The organism is Nocardia mangyaensis (assembly GCF_001886715.1).
GTDB lineage: Bacteria > Actinomycetota > Actinomycetes > Mycobacteriales > Mycobacteriaceae > Nocardia > Nocardia mangyaensis.
In genome coordinates this window covers 689,419-709,501 of the sequence record NZ_CP018082.1, presented here as the reverse complement: position 1 = coordinate 709,501, position 20,083 = coordinate 689,419, and the positions used below count along the sequence as shown (strand labels likewise).

The 20,083-nt window shown below is 69.3% G+C and carries 17 protein-coding genes; 5 read left to right on the top strand and 12 right to left on the bottom strand.

Annotated elements, in window-relative coordinates; genetic code table 11:
- Positions 1-38: 38 nt before the first annotated feature.
- The 5 genes from BOX37_RS03320 to BOX37_RS03300 form a co-directional block, all read right to left on the bottom strand.
- Positions 39-218, bottom strand: a complete 180-nt coding sequence (locus BOX37_RS03320) for an antitoxin (protein WP_240505188.1) — start codon at positions 216-218, stop codon at positions 39-41.
- 73 nt (positions 219-291) lie between these two features.
- Positions 292-2,559: an ATP-dependent DNA ligase gene (locus BOX37_RS03315; protein ID WP_071926346.1), complete on the bottom strand. Its 2,268-nt coding sequence runs from the start codon at positions 2,557-2,559 to the stop codon at positions 292-294.
- 51 nt (positions 2,560-2,610) lie between these two features.
- Positions 2,611-2,898 (bottom strand): antitoxin, encoded by a 288-nt coding sequence (locus tag BOX37_RS36030; protein WP_084759397.1) that lies wholly within the window; start codon positions 2,896-2,898, stop codon positions 2,611-2,613.
- 60 nt (positions 2,899-2,958) lie between these two features.
- Positions 2,959-4,095 (bottom strand): MBL fold metallo-hydrolase, encoded by a 1,137-nt coding sequence (locus BOX37_RS03305; RefSeq protein WP_084759396.1) that lies wholly within the window; start codon positions 4,093-4,095, stop codon positions 2,959-2,961.
- On the bottom strand, positions 4,092-4,820 hold the full coding sequence (locus BOX37_RS03300; protein ID WP_071926345.1) for an enoyl-CoA hydratase: 729 nt from the start codon (positions 4,818-4,820) through the stop codon (positions 4,092-4,094). The genes BOX37_RS03305 and BOX37_RS03300 overlap by 4 nt, the downstream gene beginning before the upstream one ends.
- A gap of 91 nt (positions 4,821-4,911) precedes the next feature.
- On the opposite strand from BOX37_RS03300, the gene BOX37_RS03295 reads away from it, so the two are divergent.
- Entirely contained in the window at positions 4,912-6,030 is a 1,119-nt protein-coding gene (locus tag BOX37_RS03295; protein ID WP_071926344.1) for an NAD(P)-binding domain-containing protein, read from the top strand.
- Here BOX37_RS03295 and BOX37_RS03290 read toward each other — a convergent pair.
- The 3 genes from BOX37_RS03290 to BOX37_RS03280 all read right to left on the bottom strand — a co-directional run bounded on the left by BOX37_RS03290 (position 6,011) and on the right by BOX37_RS03280 (position 9,713).
- Positions 6,011-6,865, bottom strand: coding sequence for an aldo/keto reductase (locus BOX37_RS03290; RefSeq protein WP_071926343.1), 855 nt, complete (start codon positions 6,863-6,865; stop codon positions 6,011-6,013). The genes BOX37_RS03295 and BOX37_RS03290 overlap by 20 nt on opposite strands.
- Before the next feature lie 93 nt (positions 6,866-6,958).
- Positions 6,959-8,575: a carboxyl transferase domain-containing protein gene (locus BOX37_RS03285; protein WP_071926341.1), complete on the bottom strand. Its 1,617-nt coding sequence runs from the start codon at positions 8,573-8,575 to the stop codon at positions 6,959-6,961.
- Between the two features lie 40 nt (positions 8,576-8,615).
- The gene (locus BOX37_RS03280) at positions 8,616-9,713 is read right to left on the bottom strand and encodes an MBL fold metallo-hydrolase (protein ID WP_240505187.1); all 1,098 of its coding nucleotides are present in this window, start codon (positions 9,711-9,713) and stop codon (positions 8,616-8,618) included.
- Positions 9,714-10,013: 300 nt separating this feature from the next.
- Here BOX37_RS03280 and BOX37_RS35060 point away from each other — a divergent pair, with 300 nt between their 5' ends.
- Complete coding sequence (locus tag BOX37_RS35060; protein WP_240505186.1) at positions 10,014-10,259, top strand: hypothetical protein; 246 nt, start codon at positions 10,014-10,016, stop codon at positions 10,257-10,259.
- A 52-nt stretch (positions 10,260-10,311) separates the two neighbouring features.
- Here BOX37_RS35060 and BOX37_RS03270 read toward each other — a convergent pair whose 3' ends face one another.
- From BOX37_RS03270 to BOX37_RS03255, 4 genes are read right to left on the bottom strand one after another with little or no spacing between them, the layout of a single operon-like run.
- Entirely contained in the window at positions 10,312-10,914 is a 603-nt protein-coding gene (locus BOX37_RS03270) for a GTP-binding protein (RefSeq protein WP_206045759.1), read from the bottom strand.
- The gene (locus BOX37_RS03265) at positions 10,895-11,269 is read right to left on the bottom strand and encodes a DUF742 domain-containing protein (RefSeq protein ID WP_071926337.1); all 375 of its coding nucleotides are present in this window, start codon (positions 11,267-11,269) and stop codon (positions 10,895-10,897) included. Before BOX37_RS03265 ends, BOX37_RS03270 begins: the two co-directional genes overlap by 20 nt.
- Positions 11,270-11,276: 7 nt before the next feature.
- Positions 11,277-11,690 carry a roadblock/LC7 domain-containing protein gene (locus BOX37_RS03260; RefSeq protein ID WP_011207200.1) on the bottom strand — a complete coding sequence of 138 codons (414 nt, stop codon included), beginning with the start codon at positions 11,688-11,690 and terminating at the stop codon, positions 11,277-11,279.
- Positions 11,687-15,571: a sensor histidine kinase gene (locus BOX37_RS03255; protein WP_084759395.1), complete on the bottom strand. Its 3,885-nt coding sequence runs from the start codon at positions 15,569-15,571 to the stop codon at positions 11,687-11,689. Before BOX37_RS03255 ends, BOX37_RS03260 begins: the two co-directional genes overlap by 4 nt.
- A gap of 321 nt (positions 15,572-15,892) precedes the next feature.
- Here BOX37_RS03255 and BOX37_RS03250 point away from each other — a divergent pair, with 321 nt between their 5' ends.
- The 3 genes from BOX37_RS03250 to BOX37_RS03240 are packed head-to-tail and all read left to right on the top strand — an operon-like array spanning position 15,893 to position 20,061.
- Positions 15,893-17,947, top strand: coding sequence for an AMP-binding protein (locus BOX37_RS03250; RefSeq protein ID WP_071926335.1), 2,055 nt, complete (start codon positions 15,893-15,895; stop codon positions 17,945-17,947).
- Between the two features lie 45 nt (positions 17,948-17,992).
- Positions 17,993-18,700 carry a response regulator transcription factor gene (locus tag BOX37_RS03245; RefSeq protein ID WP_071926333.1) on the top strand — a complete coding sequence of 236 codons (708 nt, stop codon included), beginning with the start codon at positions 17,993-17,995 and terminating at the stop codon, positions 18,698-18,700.
- Positions 18,697-20,061 carry a sensor histidine kinase gene (locus tag BOX37_RS03240; protein ID WP_206045758.1) on the top strand — a complete coding sequence of 455 codons (1,365 nt, stop codon included), beginning with the start codon at positions 18,697-18,699 and terminating at the stop codon, positions 20,059-20,061. Before BOX37_RS03245 ends, BOX37_RS03240 begins: the two co-directional genes overlap by 4 nt.
- Positions 20,062-20,083: the final 22 nt, after the last annotated feature.

Below are 20,083 nucleotides of genomic sequence, written 5' to 3'. Positions count from 1 at the left end.
TACACGGCGGGCCGATGGCGGTCGGCCCGCCGTGGAAATCAGGACTTGTCGCGCAGGGCGTTCTTGGCGGCTGCCTGCGCGGCGTCGACCTGATCGGCGAACTTGTTGCTGGTCTTGGCGTCGACCACGTCACCGGCCTTGTCGATGACGCCGTCGACCTTGTCGGCGTTCTTGGCGGCCAGGTCCATCGCCTTGTCCGCCAGGTTCTTGAAATCCACCGTGCACTCCTCGCTGATTCGAACCGGGTACAACGCGATCACCCTAGCAACGGCACAGCTTTCGTGGCGAGGATCAGTCCGGCACGCTCGTGATGCCGTCCCACACGGGATGCCACAGCCGCCCGGTATCGGTCCAGGCCTGGAAGCGCACGGTGCCGGTGAGCGACGGCGTCGCCCATTCGGCGTCCTGGCATTCCTCGGCGGTCATCTCGCTGGTGAACGGCGAAGTCTTGCGGTGTAAGCGCTGCAATTGCGCGGCGATCCGGCGCTGCTGTTCCGCGCCGAAACCGGTACCGACCCGGCCCACATAGACGAGCCCGTTCTCGTGCGGGACACCGAGCAGCAGCGACTTGAACGGCCGTGCGGTACTGCGTCGCCAGCCTCCGATCACCACCTCCCGCGAGCGCCAGTTGCGCTGCTTGAGCCAGGTCTGACTGCGCTTGCCCGGCTGATACACCGAGTCGACCCGCTTGGCGACCACGCCCTCCTGCCCCTGCTCGCGGCTGAGTTCCATCGCCTCGGCACCCGAGCCCGGCAGCAACCCGGCGACATTCATCGACGGCGCCAGTCTGCCGAGCGCCTCGAGCACCGCGCGCCGGTCGGTGTACTTCTTGCGCAGCAGCGAGGTGCCGTCGAGATGGAGCACGTCGAAGGCGACGAAGATCGCCCGCGCCGAATCAGCCTGCAGAGCAGCGAGATCCGAGACCCCCTTGTCGTCGAGCACCACGGCCTCACCGTCGAGGACCACCCTGTGCCCGGCCAGTTCGGTACCGAGCGCGGCCAGGCGCGGGTATCTGGCGGTGACCGTGTTGCCCGCTCGGCTGCGAATGACGACCTCACCGTCGTCGATCTCGACGATCACCCGGAACCCATCCCATTTGGTCTCGAAGGCCCACTCCCCCGCGGCCAGCGACTCGACCTCGCCCGCGGTGGCCAACATGGGCGACAGTCCGCGCGCCAGGCCACCGGACCCGTTGTCCAACGGCACTTCTCGACGATTCTGGTCGCGCATGTAGTGCATGAGCCACTGATCGCCCTTGGTCTGGATGAAGGCGTACCTGCCCTGCAGACGCCGCCCGTCGAACTCGACGATCACCTCGTCCTCGCGCCACTTCTCGATGACGTAGGTGCCCGAATCCCAGATCGTCATCTCCCCCGCACCGTATTCGCCCTTCGGGATGGTGCCGTGGAAGTGCAGGTATTCGAGCGGATGATCCTCGGTGCGCACGGCGAGGCGATTGTGTTTCGGCTCGGTCGGCGGCCCCTTGGGCACCGCCCACGAGGCCAGCACCCCCTCGTGTTCCAGGCGCACGTCCCAGTGCAGGCGGCGCGCGTGATGCTCCTGGACGACGAACCGGTCACCCGGCCCCGGCTCGGGCGCATCGGCAGGCACCGGCTCGGGAGTGCGCCGCGGATCGCGCATGCTGCGGTACTTGGTCAGCGAGTCGGGGTGGCGCGGCAGCGGCGGGTCGAGGTCGGCGAGCAGGTCACCGTCGGCTTTCCAGCGGGCGAGCACCTCGTCGAAACGTAACTGGCGCAGCGACTTCGCGTTCTCGATCTCGGACCACTCGCGCGGCGCCGCCGCATGGGGTTCGGCGCGACCGCGCAGCGAGTACGGGGCGATGGTGGTCTTGGCGGCATTGTTCTGGCTCCAGTCCAGCAACACTTTCCCGGTGCGGGCCGATTTCGCCATCGTCGCCGTCACCAGATCCGGGTGCAGCTGTTCGAGATTGGCGGCCACCTGCTTGGCGACAGTGGCGGCGCCCCGTGAGCTCACCGGCCGGTCCAGCGGTACGTAGAGGTGAATTCCCTTGCTGCCACTGGTCACCGGGTAGGCCCGCATCCCGATCTCGGCGACCATGTCGCGCACGGCCAGCGCCACGCGCGCGCATTCGGCCAGCCCGGCCCCGGGGCCGGGGTCGAGATCGAACACGATCCTGGTGGCCGGGCCGCGTTCGGTACCGTAGAAGCGCCATTGCGGCACATGGACTTCCAGCGCGGCCTGCTGTCCGAGCCAGGCCATCCCGGCCTCGGAGTCGAGCACCGGGTACACCACCCGGCGGCTGGAATGCTCGATCGCGACGCGGTGGATCCATGCGGGCGCGTGCTCGGGCAGGTTCTTCTCGAAGAAGTCGGGATCATCGACCCCGTTCGGCCACCGCTTCCTGGTGACCGGACGCCCCGCGATGTGCGGCAGCATCGCCTCGGTGATCGCCGAATAGTAGGCGATCACCTCGCCTTTGGTCGTTCCGGTGGCCGGATACAGCACCTTGTCGAGGTTGCTGAGCTCAACCTCGATCGCCGGCTCACCCGGCGCGCCCCGGAACTCCCGGCGGACCATCGACGCGGTTCGGTCGCGGGGACCGATCAGGTTCGGTCCCCGCGCACCGAATCAGGCCTTCGGTCCCGGATCGGTCGGTGCGGGACCGCCGGGAGCGGTGCCGGGGTCTTTCGGGGTGGTGTCGCCGGCTGCGGGGCCGGGATCGGTGCCGGGCTGCGGCGGGACGACCTTCTTGGCCGCCTCCTTGCCCTTCTCGATCTTGTCGCTGTACTTGCCGCCGGTCTTCTCATCGATGAAGGACCCGGCCTTGTCGACCGCGTCGTTGATCTTGTCCGCGTTCTGCTCGACCGTGTCCTTGCCTTTGCCGAGCAGGCCCTTCAAGGTGTCCACGAAACTCATCTGCCGATGTTCCTTTCCCATTTTGGCGCGATTGCCCGTCGCTGCACGAAGCCGAAAGGTTCACTCCACATCTTCCCACCACGAAACCCGTGGTGGGAGGTCATTCGGAACCACCCGCTCGCCCGGCTTGGGCACCACCGTCGCGGTCCCCGCGTCCGCGGCGGCGGACAGGAGACGACGCACCGGCTCCGACCACTCGTGGAAGGCCAGATTGAACGTCGCCCAGTGGATCGGCACCAGCAGGCCGAAGCCCGGGTCGCCCAGGCACAGGTCGGCGTGCGCGCGCACGGCTTCCTCGGGGTTCATGTGCACATCGGTCCAGCGCTCGTCGTAGGCGCCGATCGGCAGCAGCGTGAGATCGAACGGTCCGAGTACCGCGCCCGCTTGGGCGAAGGCCTTGGTGTAGCCGGTGTCGCCGCCGAAGTACACCCGCTTGGTCGGACCGGCCAGCGCCCACGACGCCCAGAGCGTGGTGTTGCGGACCAGACCGCGGCCCGAGAAGTGCCTGGCCTCGGCGCAGGTGATGGTGAGGCCGCGGTCGGCGGGATCGTGACCGAGCGAGACCGAACCGCCCCAGTCCAGCTCGATGATCCGGTTCTCGGGCACGCCCCACTGACGCAGATGCGCGCCGATGCCCGTCGGCACCACGAACGGCGCGTGCTGGGCCCGGACGAGCTCGTCGACGGTGGCTTTGTCGAGGTGGTCGTAGTGATCGTGGGAGATGATCACCGCGTCGACGGTCGGCAATTCCGCCAGCGCCCCGGGGACCGGATGCAGCCGGGCCGGGCCGATGAGCGGCGACGGGGAGACCCGTTCGCTCCACACCGGGTCGGCCAGCACGCGGTAACCGTCGAGCTCGATCAGCGCGCTCGCGTGCCCGTACCAGGTCACCGCCAACGGCGCAGCCTGTTCGGGAAGTTCGGGAGTGACCAGCGGGACCGGGCGCGCGGGACGCCCCACCCTGCCCTTGGTCAGTCCCGACCACAGCAGCGAGGGCGCCGCGCCCGCGGCGAGCATGCTGCTCGGCTCGGTGTTGTGGAAGCGTCCGTCCCGGTAGGACGACTTACCCAGCGCGGTCGGCTCGATCGCCGACGGTCCGGCGCCGAGCGCGGTCGGCAGGCCCCAGACCGCCCGGGCGACCCAGGCCAGACCCACGGTGCTCGCCACCGACCCGGCCACACGCGTCAGGCGGGTCACCGGCCGAGGAATTTCGCCGGGCGCTTCTCCTGCCGCGCTTTCCTACCCTCTTGGGCGTCCTCACTGGTCCAGGCCGCTTCCAGCGCGGCCCGCTGCTGGACGCTGGCCGGATCGCGCGTGCCGTCGTCGTTGAGCACCAGCTTCATCGCCTGCAGCGACAGCGGCGCCAGCGCGGCGATCGACTTGGCCCAGTCCTTGGCATCGGCGAGGGTGCCGAGCTTGTTGGCGAAGCCGTAGGCATGGGCATCGGCGGCCGAGACCGATTCGGCGCCGAGCAGGATGGTGCGCGCCGGGCCGCCACCGATCAGCGAGACCAGCCGCCGCACCGTCCAGCGATCAACCGAGATGCCCAGCTTGGCGGCGGGGACCGCGATGTAGGCATCGGGTTCGATCACCCGCAGATCCGAGGCAAGCGCCAACTGCACGCCCGCGCCGAGGGCACCGCCGTTGATCGCCGAGATCACCGGCACCGGAACGGATTCGATGGTGTGCAGCATGTCGAGCAGACCGGTGAGGAAATCCTCGGAGTACACACCGGACAGGTCGGCGCCCGCACTGAAGATCGGGCCGCGCCCGGTGAGCACGATGGCGCGCGCGCCCTGGTTCACCGCCTCGAGCACGGCGGCGCGCAACTGGTCGACCAGATCAGCGTTGAGCGCGTTGCGCCGTTCCTCGCGCTGCAATTCGATGGTGATCACGTCACCGTCGCGGGTCACGCCGAGCATGCATCCTCCCCAGAAGTACCGGATAACGTGGATGTCTTCACTCTGCCACAGCCAGCCGTCGACGCCCGGTAAGGCGATAGCATCGGCGGCTGTGGCGAGCGACTTCGACATCGTGGTGATCGGCGCGGGCCAGGCCGGGCTCTCGGCCGGATATCACCTGCGCAGGCTCGGGTTGGTGCCCGAGCGCGATTTCCGCATCGTCGACCACGCGCCGGGACCCGGCGGCGCCTGGCAGTTCCGCTGGCCCTCGCTGACGCTGACCACGGTGAACCGGGTGCACGATCTGCCGGGGATGTCGTTCGCCGAGACGCTGGCGCCCGGCTCGGAAACCGCCCCCGCCGCCACGGCGGTGCCGCACTACTACGAGCTCTACGAAAAGCGCTTCGACCTGCGGGTTCAGCGACAGATTTCGGTGCGTGTGGTGTGCGATCGGACCGCCGACGGCCAGAGCTGCGCGGGGCGGGGCGAGGTGCTGCACGTGGAGACCGAGGGCGCGGGCACCCTGCGCACGCGGGGGCTGATCAACGGCACCGGCACCTGGGAGCGCCCGTTCGTCCCGCGCTATCCCGGCGCGGACACCTTCACCGGCCGCCAGCTGCACACCCGCGACTACCGCACAGCCGAGGAGTTCGCCGGCGAGCACGTGGTCGTGGTGGGCGGGGGCATCTCGGCGGTGCAATTGCTCGACGAGATCTCCCGGGTGACGTCGACCACATGGGTCACCAGATCCGAGCCGGTGTTCCGTACCGAGCCCTTCGCCCCGGAGGACGGGCGCGCCGCGGTCGCCATGGTCGAGGACCGGGTGCGGCGCGGATTGCCACCGGGTTCGGTCGTCTCGGTGACCGGTCTGCCGCTCGACGAGCGCCTGCGCGCGGCCCGCGACCGGGGCGTGCTGCGCCGACAGCCCATGTTCGAACGCATCGAGCGCGACGGCGTGCGCTGGGCGGACGGCACCTTCCAGCCCGCCGACGTGATCCTCTGGGCCACCGGTTTCCGCAGCTCACTGGACCATCTGGCACCGTTGCGCCTGCGCGGGCCCGGCGGCGGCATCACGATGACCGGGCGACTGGCGACGCAGGTTGCCGTCGATCCGCGCATCCATCTGATCGGCTACGGTCCCTCGGCCAGCACGATCGGCGCCAATCGGGCGGGCCGGGCGGCGGCCGCCGAACTGACCGGCCATCTGGGGATCAGTCGAGACCGGCGCTGAAGGTGGCCGGGTCGGGACCGACCCGGCTGCCCTTGTCGAGGCGGTTGATCGCCTCCATCGCCTGCGCGTCGAGCTCGAAGGTGAACACGTCGAAGTTCTCGGCGATGCGCGAGGGTGTGACCGACTTGGGAATGACGATGTTGCCCAGCTGCAGATGCCACCGGATGATCACCTGCGCGGGCGTGCGGTCCAGTTCCTTGGCGACGGTGACGATGGTGGGGTTGTCCAGCAGCGTGCCCTGGCCGAGCGGGCTCCACGCCTCGGTGGCGATGGCGTGATTGGCGTGGTATTGGCGTAGGTCACGCTGGGCCAGGGTGGGGTGCAGTTCGATCTGATTCACCGCGGGAACCTCACCCGCGTCGGCGATCAGGGTCTCCAGGTCGATGACGCGGAAGTTGGAGACGCCGATCGAGCCGATCCGGCCCTGCGCCTTGAGCGCCTGGAACGCGCGGAAGGTGTCGACGTAGCGGCCCGCCGAGGGCACCGGCCAGTGGATCAGGTACAGATCCAGATAGTCCAGGCCGAGGCGCTGCATGCTGGCGTCGAAGGCACGCAGCGTGCTGTCGTAGCCCTGGTCGGCGTTCCATAGTTTGGTGGTCACGTAGATCTCGTCGCGGGGAACCCCCGACGCGCGGATGGCGCGGCCTACGCCTTCCTCGTTGCCGTAGACCGCGGCCGTGTCGATACTGCGGTAGCCGACCCGCAAGGCCTCGGCGACCACTCCGGTGACCTCGTCCTCCGGCACTTGGAACACGCCGTAGCCGAGCTGCGGGATCACGTTCCCGTCGTTGAGCACGATGGTGGGAACGGGGCTGCTGGCGCTACGGAAGGTCACCCTTCCGACCGTAGAAGTGCTTGGGCGAAGCGTCAACGACGCGACCTCGCGTGTTTCCCCGAGTCGCCGAGTGGGTAGGAAACGGGGCGCTGGTCAGTGAACGACCCCGGCGAGTCCGATCCGCCGGTAGCGCGCGTGCCGCAGGTCCCGCAGTTCCGCGACGGGGCGGGTCCGCAACCCCGCCAGTTCCTCGGCGATCGCGAGCACCATCCGTCGCGCGAAGGCGACCGGCTCGTCGGCGGCGTCGGGGTGCTCCTCGACGATCCGGTCGACCACACCGTCGATCAGCAGGTCCGCCGATCGAATCCCCTGTGCCGCTGCCAGTTCCGGTGCGTGATCGGTGTCGCGGAAGACGATGGCGCTCGCGCCCTCCGGCGGCAGCGGGGCGAGCCAGCCATGCCTCGCCGCCAGCACCCGGTCGGCGGGCAGGAGCGCGAGGGCGCCGCCGCCGGTGCCCTGGCCGAGCAGAACCGAGACGGTGGGGGTGTCGAGGGTGACCAGATCGGCCAGGCAGCGCGCTATTTCGGGGGCGAGCCCGCGTTCCTCGGCCTCCTTGGACAACGCGGCACCGACGGTGTCGATCACCAGCACCAACGGCAGGCGCAGCTCCTGGGCCAGCGCCATCGCCCGCCGCGCCTCCCGCAAAGCGGCCGGTCCCATCGTCTGCTCCGCCGCCTTGCCCGAGCGGTCGTGTCCGAAGACGACACAGGGCTGGCCGGCGAATCGCGCGAAGGCGAGCAGTGCGGTGCGATCGGACTCGCCCTGGCCGGTGCCACTGAGTGGCACCCGTTGGGTGGCATGGCGAAGCAGATCGCGGATGCCGGGACGGCCGGGACGGCGGGTGCTGAGCACCGAATCCCAGGCGGTCGACATCGAGTCTGCCGTTGGCGCGGCAGTATTCGTCACCGAGCCGACATCAGCAATCGAGCCCGTCTCTGCCGGTTCGGTATTCGCTGCCGAACCCCTGATCGCGGCCGCTGTTCGCGTCGCCCCGGCGGGGTTGCGCACAGGCGCAGCCCATCCCGGCTCCACCTGGCGAGGATCGACCGAGCCGCTGGCCACACTCAGCGCTCGGTGCGCGATCCGGCGGAACACCTCGACGGGGACCACCCCGTCGATCACGCCGTTGCGGTAGAGGTTCTCGGCGGTCTGTACGCCGGGCGGAAAGGGCTTGCCGTACAGCGCTTCGTACACGCGCGGGCCGAGGAAGCCGATGAGCGCGCCGGGGGCGGCGAAGGTGATGTGACCCAGCGAACCCCAGGAGGCGAACACTCCGCCCATGGTGGGATCGCGCAAATACACCAGGTACGGATGACCGGCCGCCTTGTGCACCGCGACCGCGCCGGCGATCTTCACCATTTGCACGAAAGCGACTGTGCCCTCTTGCATTCGGGTGCCTCCGGAGGTCGGTGAGGCGATCAGCGGCAGACCGCGTTCGGTGGCTCGCTCCACCGCGGTGACGATCCGTTCGGCCGCGGCGACACCGATCGATCCTGCGAGAAAGGCGAATTCGCAAGCGAGCACAGCGACGGGGCGCCCACGCAACAGCCCCTCGCCCGTCAGTACCGCCTCGTCGGAGCCTGATCGTCGCGCCGCGGCGATCAGTTCCTGACGGTAGCGCGGCGAGACGGCGGGCCCTCCCGGTGGCCGATCCCAGCTCACGAACGAACCGGGATCGAGTAGTTGTCCGAGCAGCTCATCCGCCGACATGCGCACGCGGTGAGCCTAGCTCGCGCACCGCGGTTGTGGCTCAGAGAGGGAACGTGAGGACATCGGGTCGCAGGTAGTCACCCGGATCGGAGAGGAAGCGCAATGCCGGACGCCGGTCGGCCGGAATCCGGTCCAATTCGCCCTGCAACGTGGCCTGATAGGTGTCACCGCGGGCGGTGAGGCCGGGCAGCCAGTTGTCGTGGTGGCTCGGTACGAACACCCCGGGCCGGATCGCCTCGATGTACTGGCGGACATCGCGTAGCCCGTTGAACGGCTGATTGAAGCCCTGGATGGCGCCAAGGTGCACATCGCTGGCGGGCAGGCCGCGAAGAACGTCGTACACCTGGGGCCCGGCCTCGGCCAGTGGTCCGGCGGAATCGTTCCAGGTGAGGATGAATCCGCCGATCCGGAACTGGTAGAGCAGGCTGCCGCCTTCCTCGGCGGACAGGCTCGACCCGAGTGCGACGAGATCACACAGCTCCGGTGGGTTCGCGATCGCGTCGCGCAGGTCGGGCACCGGGAAGAAGGGGGCCGAGCCGGCGTCGCTGTGGTCCGGTGGCTTCGGCCCCGAGTGCACATGCCGGACTGCCGTCACCTCGATCGCGCCGAGCGAGTGGTGATAGGTCTCGCCGGGCGTCGAGCGCGCGTCACCGAGCGCCACGGTGTGGAACGTCGGCGCGTCGACCTGGCGTTGGATCTGGTCGCAGTGCTCGGCCGTGCCGAAGACCACCGCGCCCGAGACCTGCGCCAAGGCGCCCGCGTCACCGGCGTGGTCGAAGTGGCCGTGCCCGATGAAGATCGCGTCCGGGCGCAGCTCGCCCACCTGCGCCACCGTGGTCGGAACGTATCCGCTGTGGATGCCCCGGGGAACCCACGCGTCGAGCAGAACCACGGTGCCGCCGAGCGCCGCGGCGAAACTCGTGCAGCCGAACCAGGACAGGATCACCCGATCCCTGCGCACCGCGCCGGTCACGGGGTCGACATTGGCGGCGCCGAAGAAGCGGGTCCGCGCGGCGACCACGTCCGCGCCCGGATCAGCGAGGGACGGGCCCGCGGTGGCGACGAGGCCGACGCCGATCGCGCCGCCGAGAAGGGTGCGTCGGGTGAACGAGCGCGGCCGACCTGAAAGCTCTGACACAGAGCCCATCCTGACAGCGAACAGCGCCTGCTACTTCGACTTCCCGCCAAGTCGAACGCGCTGGCTGATCCAGGAGGAGCGCAGCGCGGGGATGCTGACGAGTTGGCGGCCGCAGGCCCGTCGCCGCCTGCTCGTGGGCGGTGTCGTGATCGCCCTGCTCGGGCTGACGATGGCCGGGCTGCTGGCCGCGCTGGATATGGCCGCCGCGCCGGTCGTCGTCGCGGTCGCCGTCCTGCTGTTCCTGCCCGGCTGGACGATGCTGCGCATCGCCTCCGCGGGCAGGATCACGCGCCGGAACCGATGCTCGACGAATTCGAGATCGCCGAACGTAACAAGGCGCGCTCGGTCGGACTGGCACTCACCCAGTCACTGACGCTGCCGCCGCTGGCATACCTGATCGTCGCCGGGACCTTCGCACCGGAAGCCGACGCCTACCGCACCGCCTACGCGGGCGGGCTCTTGATGATGGCAGCACTCAGGGCCGGTGGTTGCGCACCGGCCATGATCCTGGGCTGGACACGACCAGACCCTGAACCGGAGTCGTGACCCGGAAACGAGGGCGGGGCTGCGGCCTTCATCGCGGCAGCCCCGTCTCGGTTCAGAAGCCCTGCATCACCTTGCGTAGCGCGTACTCGGTGAGCGAGACCAGGGCCTGCTTGGCCGGTTCCCGGCGACGGGCGTCGATCGACATGATCGGCACGTCGGCGGGAACCGCGAGGGCCTGGCGGATGTCCTCCAGCGGGTACTTCGGCGCGTCGTCGAACTCGTTGAGCGCCACCAGGAACGGCAGCCCACGGGCCTCGAAGTAGTCGACCGCGGCGAAGCTGTCTTCCAGCCTGCGGGTGTCGACCAGCACCACGGCGCCGATGGCGCCGCGGATCAGGTCGTCCCACATGAACCAGAACCGGTACTGGCCGGGCGTGCCGAACAGGTACAGGACCAAGTCGTCGGCGAGGCTGATCCGGCCGAAGTCCATCGCCACCGTGGTGGTCGACTTCATCGGGATGCCGGTCAGGTTGTCGATTCCGGTACTGGCGTTGGTCACCAACGCCTCGGTGCGCAGCGGAACGATCTCCGACACCGCACCGACCAACGTGGTCTTACCGACACCGAAGCCACCGGCGACAACGATCTTCGCCGAAGTCGGCTTGCTCGTGCGGGTGTCGACCTGCGCCGTCGAATCAAATACGCCGGAGTCCACTGAGAACCCTTTCGATCAGCTCGCGACGTTCATCGTCGCTGGAATCGTCTTTCAAAGTCGCCGAGACCCGCACATGACCGGCCTCGATGAGGTCGGCCACGAGTACCCGCGCCACCCCGATCGGGATACCCAATTGGGCGGCTATCTCGGCGACGGACGGCGATTGCCTGCACAACTCCACGATGGACGTCTCGAGGTTGTTCAGTTCGAACTGCCGCTCCATGGCGACCGGATGCGATGCAACGAGAGCCTCCAGCGCCAACTCGACCGCCGGTCTGGTACGACCGGCAGTCAGCGAGTACGGGCGGACGAGACTGGGCTCGGAGCTCCCCATGCGGTGATCGTCTATGTCCATCCCACCATCAGGAACCCATCGTGACGCGTGGCGTGGCCTGCACGGTCTGACCCACACGCTCGACCAACAAGGCCATTTCGTATCCGACCTGACCGATGTCGCAAGACGTATTGGTCAGGACCGCTAGATAAGAGCCGTCACCGACTGCCATGAGCAGTAGGTAGCCGTGCTCCATCTCGACGACGGACTGCAGTACCGTACCGCCTTCGAACAGATTCGACACACCAACGGAAAGGCTCGCCAGTCCGGCGGTCACGGCGGAGAGCTGTTCCGCGCGGTCGACCGGAAGCTGTGCGCTCGCGGCCATCAGCAGGCCGTCAGCCGAGACCAGGACGGCATGGGCTACGCCAGGAACCTCGTTGGCGAAGTTCGAAACCAGCCAATCCAGCTGACGGTTCGTACCACCTAGATCGGGGTTCATCGGTCTCCTTTATCTCCGGTTAGGTTCATTGCCTTCATCGCTCGGCCATCCCGGACGCCTTGCTGGTGACGACTCAAGCTGGACCTGATCGTTTCGGGATCACGGGTCGGGGTGCTGTCGGCCTTACCGGTGACACCACCGGGTACGAGCCTTCCGCCCGGGCTGCGCTGAGGCAAGCCCGCAGCGGTCCGTACCTCGGGCTTGGCCTCGCTGGCCCGGCGTGCGGCCTGCCATCCTTCGTCACCGGGGGATTCGAAGGCGGCGGCCATCTGGGACCGGTCGGAATTCTCGTCCGTGAGCCACGCCGACATCATCTCCGCGAAGATCGGCGTGCCGCCCATGACGGAATCGCCTTCCGGTGCCGGCTGCAACCTGGTCTGGAAGAACGACGCAGCCTTGGCCGGATTCGACCGGTAGCTGTGCCGACCCGGATCGCGCCCTGCCGACGCAGCGCCCTCCGGCCCTGCAGGATCCCGATCCCGTTGGGGCAGAGCCACTCCGGGCTCAGCGTTCGCCTGCGGTACCACAGTAGCCCCGGGAGCACGTTGCGGCAGCCCATTCGGCCCAGCCGGGCTGTTGGGGGCATCCCGGGGCGGCAGACCGGACGCGGGCGAGCGCTGCGGCCCGCCGTTGTCGGCCGGATCACGCTGCGGCAGACCACCGGCCGGGCGCTGGCCCGCGGGGTCGCGCTGCGGCAGACCGGTCGGCCGATCGTCGCGCTGCGGGAGACCGGAAGCCGGATCACGCTGGGGCAGACCACCAGTCGAATCACGCTGCGGGAGACCGTTGACCGGGTCACGCTGGGGCAGACCACCGGTCTGGTCACGCTGCGGGAGACCGCCAGTCGGCTCACGCTGACCACTGGGGTCACGCTGTGGGAGGCCGGTGGCCGGATCACGCTGACCACTGGGGTCACGCTGCGGGAGACCGCCAGTCGGCTCACGCTGGGGCAGACCACCGGTCTGGTCCCGGTGCGGCAGACGCGGTACCGGATCACGCTGCGGCAGACCGTTGACCGGGTTCGCGCGCTGCGGCAGACCGGTCGACGGGTCACGCTGCACCGGCTCGGAGTCTCGCTGCGGTGCGGCGCCACCCTGCCCACCACGCTGCGGCAGACCGGAGGACGGATCACGCTGCGGCAGACCACCGGTCGGATCACGCTGGGCACCGGGGCCACGCTGCGGCAGACCGGTCGCCGGATCACGCGGCGGGAGCCCACCGGTTTGGTCACGCTGCGGCAAACCACCGGTCGGCTCACGCTGCGGCAGGCCGCCGGTCGGCTCACGCTGCGGCAGGCCGCCGGTCGGCTCACGCTGCGGCAGGCCGCCGGTCGGCTCACGCTGGGGCAGGCGGTTCGACGGATCACGCTGTGGGAGACCCGAGGACGGATCACGCTGCGGCGCGCCATTGGCGCCCGGCGAACGCTGCGGCAGGCCACCTGGGGCGCTCCCCCGCTGCGGCGGCGCGGCATCACGCGGCGGCTGCGGCGTATCGGCGCGCGACGGCGCACCATTGGCGCCGGGCTGACGCACCGGCAGACCACCGGACGACGACGGCGCCGCGGCGGGCTTCTGCTCACCCGGGCCGCCCTGCGGTCCCGGCGCACCAGGCTGTCCCGGCGGGCGAGGCGGTCCGCCCGGTGTCACCGAGCGCTTGGGCAGGCTCGCCGCGGCCAGCTTGCCACGCTGCGGAACATTGCCCTGACCGGGTGCGGGCGGACGCAAAGTCGGCGAGGACTGCTCGGCCGCGTCCTGCTGCAGCCCCTGCGCCATCGAATTGCCCGGCTGACGCTGCGGCAACCCGCCACCGGGGCCGGCCGCGATCGGGCCGCTGACACCGGGGTCGACGGTGACCATCACGTTGCCACCCGGAGTCCGGGTGATCGCGCGGGTCTGCATGGTGCTCGGCGGCGGCTGGTTCTGCGGGTTCTGTGGGTTCGGCTGGTTCTGCGGGTTCGGGCGCTGCTGCTGCGAGAGCTGCTGCGGCGGCACCATCGGCCCACCGGCGCCCGCGACGATCAGGCCGACCGGGACGTGCACGGTGACGGTGACGCCGGGATCACGCGCAGTGTCGAAGGTCGGACGCAGCCGCACGGTGAGCCCGTGCCGCTCGGCCAGCCTGCCGACCACGAACAGACCCATGTGGCGGGCGGTGTCGGGACCGGGCTCGGCGGCCTGCTCGAGCCTGCGGTTGATGTCGGTCATCTCCGCGGGCGGCATACCGATACCGCGGTCGGCCACCTCGATCAGCAGACCCTGGTCGTGGGCCTGGGCGAAGGTGAACTTGACGTCGGTCTCCGGCGGGGAGGCCCGCAGCGCGTTGTCGAGCAGCTCGGCGAACAGGTGCGCCAGGTCGGAGGCGGCCGGTTCGACCAGCGAACCGCGTGGGGTGGCGCCGAGCTTGACCCGCTCGTAGTCCTCGACCTCGGAGATCGCGGCACGCAGCACGTCGGCGATCTCGACCGGCGCGGACTTGGTACGCCGCTGCTTGGTACCGGCGAGGATGAGCAGGTTGTCACCGTTACGCCGCATGCGCGCCGCGAGGTGGTCGAGCCGGAAGAGGTTCTCGAGCAGGCGCGGGTCCTTCTCGTCGTACTCCATCGCCTCGATGAGGGTGAGCTGATGGTCGACGAGCGACTTGGAGCGCCGGGCCAGGGTCTCGAACATGTCGTTGACCTGGGAACGCATCTGCGCTTGGTCACTGGCCAGGCGCAGCGCCTGGCCGTGGATGTCGTCGACGGCGCGGGCGAGCTGGCCGATCTCCTCGTCGGAGCGCACCGGCATCGGCTCGAGCGGCACGTCCTCAGGGGCGGCGCCGTTGCGGAGCTGGGCGACCTCGTGCGGCAGATCGGATTCGGCGACGCGCAGCGCGGCCAGGCGCAGCCGGTGCAGCGGCACGATCATCGAGCGGGCGACGAACACAGCCAGCAGGAGCGCGGCGAGGATGGTGGCGATGACGACGCCGGTGTAGGTCCAGGCACCGGTCGCGGCCGATGAGGTGAGATCGTCCATCGCGATCTCGATGTCCCTGGATGCCTCGTCGACGAGGCCCTGATAGCCGACGAGACTGGTGTACAGCGAGGTACGCATCTCGCCGACCGGCAGCTTGCCCGCCTGGACGTCGGGACCGCTCATCAGGTTCTGGCGGATGCCTGCCTGCGCCTGCAGATCGGCGATCACCTGGTTGCCGTCGGGCAACCGGTTGGCGAGCACATCGAGCATGTGCAACTCGGTGCCGACACCGGTGAGGTAGTTCTGCTGACCGGTCGGCAGGCCACGCAGGATCTCGGAGATGGCGGCGAGCTCGGAGACGAGGACCGAGCGGGTGTTGAGCGCGTCGACCAGGCGCAGCTTGGCGGTGTCCATCACCGGGTCGCTCACCTGCGCGACGGTGGTCTCCACGATGGACACGCTGTCGCGGCGCACCTGATCGACGGCGGCCAGCGCCGGTTCGGCCGAGGAGGTCAGCGCCTTGCCCTGCGCACGCACGGACTTGGCCTGCGCGATCATCCGCTCGAGCGCGTCGTGTGCCTTCGGCAGGTCGGTGAGCCTGCCCAGTGAGGCCTCGGCCGCGCCGATCGCGGCGTCGAGGTCGGTGAGGTCCTGGTCGGTGACCAGGGTGACCCCCGGCCCGGCGGGGACCATCTGGCTACCCGTCACCCTGGCCGAGGTAGCGCTCAGCCCGGTGACCGATGGAATCGTGTCTACCTGCTCGTTGATGCTCGACAGCCGGTTGGCCTCCGAGAACTCAGCGGTAATTCTCGACACGCCGAGCCCGACCGCGACCGCGAGTGGCACGGCCAGCACGGCCGTAACCTTCCAACGCAGGTCCCAGTTGCCGAGCGCCCAGCGCTTGCTGCCGGACCTAGCGGCGTCACGCATCTCCCACTCACTTTCCAAACTGGCCTCGTCTACCAAGCGCCATCAGCGAACCTCCACACGCGCAATGCTGGCTCGCCAGGCGGTGCTGGCCGAGAACTGCGGCTGGCCGAGAAATTGCGTCTACGACTGCCCGAATAAGTGACATCAGATTCTAACGGATCAATAACTTCTTGGCTGACTCCCGGTCGAGGTCCGCGCGATGACCTGCCCGTTCCAGGCAAAACCAAAGGTCGCGGCACCCCCTCGGGTGTCGCGTGAAGTCTGCCACAATCATCAGGATCTATCGAGCGGGCATCGAAGCGAGGCTAGGGAGTCACGGGGTTGGACACCGAACACGAGTACCGGCCGGTCTATCAGACCAGTCTGGTCGACCCGGCCGAGTTCTGGTCCTCCGCAGCTCAGAGCATCGAGTGGGATGTCGAACCACAGCAGATCCTCGACGCCGCCGACAAGCGTTCGGCTCGCTGGTTCCCCGATGCCCGGCTCAATACCTGCGTGAACGCGCTGGACCGCCATGTGCGAGCGGGCACCGTCGCCGAGGGCGGACACGCCGATCAACCCGCCCTCATATATGTCTCCGCTATGACGGACACCACTTCCGTTTATACCTATGCCGAATTGCTCGACGAAGTAGCCCGATTCGCCGGAGCCATGCGCGATCTCGGCGTGGTGGCCGGTGATCGAGTGGTGATCTATCTGCCGATGATCCCCGAAGCGGTCGTCGCCATGTTGGCCTGCGCGCGTATCGGGGCGGTGCACTCGGTGGTGTTCGGCGGGTTCGCCGCGCCCGAGCTCGCGGCCCGCATCGACGACGCCGAACCGGTCCTGGTGATCACCGCCTCGGGCGGGCTGGAACCCCACCGCCGCGTCGACTACCCGCCGATCGTGATGCAGGCCCTCGACCTGACGACGACCGCCTCGGTGCGCACCGTGATCGTCAAGCAGCGGCCGCAGTTCCCGACCATCGAGTTCTCCGCCGCGATGCCCGCCACCGACGTGCTGCCGTCCTCGGAGCAGACCGTCGCGGCCCGCTGGGTCGACTGGGACGCCACCATCGCCGGGGTGTCCCCCGCCGAGCCGGTCTCGGTGGCCGCGACCGATCCGCTCTACATCCTCTACACCTCGGGGACCACCGGACGGCCCAAGGGCGTGGTCCGCGACAACGGCGGGCACGCGGTCGCGCTGTCGTGGTCGATGCGCAACATCTACAACGTCAACCCGGGTGAGGTGTTCTGGGCGTCCTCCGATGTCGGCTGGGTCGTCGGCCACTCCTACATCATCTACGCGCCCCTGCTGATCGGCGCGACGACCGTGCTCTACGAGGGCAAACCGGTCGGCACCCCCGACGCGGGCGTCTTCTGGCGGATCGTCGACGAGCACGACGTGCGGGTGCTGTTCACCGCGCCGACCGCGTTGCGCGCGATCCGCCGCGCCGACCCGGAAGCCACCATCGCCCACCGCTCCGATCTGTCCCGGCTGCGGGCGCTGTTCTGCGCGGGCGAGCGTCTCGACCCGGCCACGTTCGAGTGGACCTCCGAGGTGCTGCTCGCCGGGCGGGACGACTGCCCGGTGGTCGATCACTGGTGGCAGACCGAGACCGGCTGGCCGATCTGCGCCGACCCGCTCGGCCTGCAGGAACTGCCCGTCAAAGCGGGTTCGGCCTGTGTGCCGGTACCCGGCTACCGGTTGCGGGTGCTCGACGCGAACGGCAATCCGGTGGCGACCGGCGTCGAGGGCAACATCGTCATCGGACTGCCGCTGCCGCCCGGCACGCTGACCGGCCTGTGGCGCGATCGGGAGCGGTTCATCCGCTCCTACCTGGCGACCTTCCCCGGCCACTACCTCACCGGCGACTCCGGCTACTTCGACGAGGACGGCTACCTCTACGTCCTCGGCCGCAGCGACGACGTGATCAACATCGCCGGGCACCGGCTCTCGGCGGGCAGTATCGAGGCCGCGATCTCCGGGCACGAAGCCATCGCCGAATGCGCGGTGATCGGCATGCCCGACGAGCTCAAAGGCAGCCTGCCGCTGGCCTACGTGGTACTCAAGCAGGGTGTGGAGATCGATCCCGAGCAGCTGCGCGACGAGCTGATCGAGCGGGTGCGCGGCCAGATCGGCGCGATCGCCACCCTGCACGACGCGATCATCGTCACCGGGCTGCCCAAGACCCGCTCCGGCAAGATCCTGCGCAAGACGATCCGCCAGCTCACCGCCGGTGAACAGGTCGAGACCCCGGCCACCATCGAGGACCCGGCGGTACTCACCGCGCTCTCGGACCGCATCCTCGCCAACCCCCCGCTCGGCACCCCGGCCCCGCCCACCGACAACACCGCTGCCGAGCGCGACGGCGACCCGGTGGCCCCGACTTCCTGAGCGGTGCGGCCGTTGCACAGCTGGGCACGCCAATAGGATTGCGGCGTGACCGAACGTAGCGCTGCCTCCACCGTCCTGGTCGTCGACGATGACGAGGATGTCCTCGCCTCGGTCGAACGTGGCCTGCGGCTTTCCGGGTTCCGGGTGCTCGTCGCGCGCGACGGCGCGGCCGCACTACGGGCGGTCGCCGAGCAGGCGCCCGACGCGGTGGTGCTCGACATGAACATGCCGGTCCTCGACGGCGCCGGGGTGGTGACGGCGCTGCGCGCGATGGGCAACGACGTGCCGATCTGCGTGCTGTCGGCACGCGCCTCGGTCGACGACCGGATCGCCGGGCTCGAGTCCGGCGCCGACGACTATCTGGTCAAGCCGTTCGAGCTCGCGGAACTGGTGGCCCGTATCCGCGCGCTGCTGCGCCGCCGGACCGACACGCCCGACACGGTGGCGCCCGGCGCGATCACCGTCGGGCCGCTGCAACTCGATGTCGCGGGGTATCGCGCGTTGGTGCGCGGGCAGGAAATCGAGCTCACCAAAAGGGAATTCGAATTGCTGTCGACGTTGGCGCGGAATGCGGGTGTGGTGCTCACCAGAGAACGGCTGCTGGAATTGGTGTGGGGCTACGATTTCATAGCCGATACGAATGTCGTCGATGTGTTCGTCGGCTACCTGCGCCGCAAACTCGAAATAGATGACACGCCAAGGATTCTGCATACGATTCGCGGGGTCGGATTCGTGCTCAGGGAACCGAAATGACCGAGCCGCCACCGAAACGCCGTCGGAGACAATCTTTTTCGCTGCGAACTCGGGTGGCCGGCGCAGCGGCGGCCGGTGCGGTGATCATCGTCTCGATCGCCGCGTTCGTCGGATTCCAGGCCATCGAACGCAACAATGTGACCCAAACCGATCAGCAGCTCGAGATCGCCTCACGCATCGTGCTGATCGAGCCGGTCCTGGCGACCGGATTCGTCAATCTGACCGGCCTGCAGACCACCATGGCGCTCACCGTGCGCGACAACGGTCAGGTGACCGCGTCGAGTTCGACCCAGCTGCCGGATCTTTCGCCCGGCTCGCAGACCGTCGAGGTGAACGACCAGCCCTACCGGGTGCTGACCACCACGGAGAACCAGCCGCAGGGGCGAACCGTCTCACTCGCCATCCCGACCACCGAGGCCACGCGGGCGACCGCCGATCAACAACGCTGGGTGCTCGCGGGCGCCGCGATCGCGGTGGCGGCCGCCGCGGCGCTCGGCTGGCTGCTCGCCGGGCGCGCGGTCGGCCCGATCGTGAGGCTGACCAGGCAGGTGTCGGCACGCAGCGCTTTCGGTGCCCCCGACGCCGGGGCGCCACCGGTCGACGGTTCCGGGGTCGACGAGGCCGTGAAGCTGGCCGAGGCGGTCAACACCATGCTGGCCCGCGTCGACGAGGCACAGGCCGAGACCGCCGCCGCGCTGGAGACCGCCCGTGATTTCGCCGCCGTGTCCGCGCACGAGCTGCGGACCCCGCTCACCGCGATCCGCACCGACCTCGAGGTCCTGCGCACCCTGGACCTCACCGACGAACAACGCCGCGAGATCCTCGACGACCTCGCCCGCAACGAGACCCGCGTGGAGAGCACCCTCACCGCGCTGGAACGGCTGGCCCGCGGCGATCTCACCGCCGAGGCCGACCACGTGCCCACCGATGTGGCCGACCTGTGCGACCAGGCCGCCCACGACGCGATGCGTCACAACCCCGGCCTGTCCGTGCGTATCGACACCGACGCCGCGCTGGTGACCCGAGGTCTGCCCGCCGGTCTGCGCCTGGCCGTGGACAACGCGCTCACCAACTCCGTGCGCCACGGCGGTGCCACCGAGGCGGTCGTCTCCGCGCACCGCCACGGCGAACACATCGTCATCGCCGTCGACGACAACGGCTCCGGCATCCCTCCGGCCGAACGCGAGGCCGTGTTCCAGCGGTTCTTCCGTGGCAGCCGCGCGACCAAGGGCGGCTCCGGCCTCGGCCTGGCACTGGTCGCCCAGCAGGCCCAACTGCACGGCGGCAGCACCTATTTCGAGACCAGCGGCCTCGGCGGCGCGCGTCTGGTGCTGGTCCTGCCGATTCGCTCGACCGACTGACCGCACACACAGCAACGCGCCC

Coding starts and splice junctions, on each gene's coding strand:
- BOX37_RS03315 (WP_071926346.1), bottom strand. CDS start 2,559: ATGGTCCGCCGGGAGTTCCGGGGCGCGCCGGGTGAGCCGGCGATCGAG.
- BOX37_RS36030 (WP_084759397.1), bottom strand. CDS start 2,898: ATGAGTTTCGTGGACACCTTGAAGGGCCTGCTCGGCAAAGGCAAGGAC.
- BOX37_RS03300 (WP_071926345.1), bottom strand. CDS start 4,820: ATGCTCGGCGTGACCCGCGACGGTGACGTGATCACCATCGAATTGCAG.
- BOX37_RS03285 (WP_071926341.1), bottom strand. CDS start 8,575: ATGTCGGCGGATGAGCTGCTCGGACAACTACTCGATCCCGGTTCGTTC.
- BOX37_RS35060 (WP_240505186.1), top strand. CDS start 10,014: ATGCTCGACGAATTCGAGATCGCCGAACGTAACAAGGCGCGCTCGGTC.
- BOX37_RS03265 (WP_071926337.1), bottom strand. CDS start 11,269: ATGGACATAGACGATCACCGCATGGGGAGCTCCGAGCCCAGTCTCGTC.
- BOX37_RS03260 (WP_011207200.1), bottom strand. CDS start 11,690: ATGAACCCCGATCTAGGTGGTACGAACCGTCAGCTGGATTGGCTGGTT.
- BOX37_RS03255 (WP_084759395.1), bottom strand. CDS start 15,571: ATGCGTGACGCCGCTAGGTCCGGCAGCAAGCGCTGGGCGCTCGGCAAC.
- BOX37_RS03240 (WP_206045758.1), top strand. CDS start 18,697: ATGACCGAGCCGCCACCGAAACGCCGTCGGAGACAATCTTTTTCGCTG.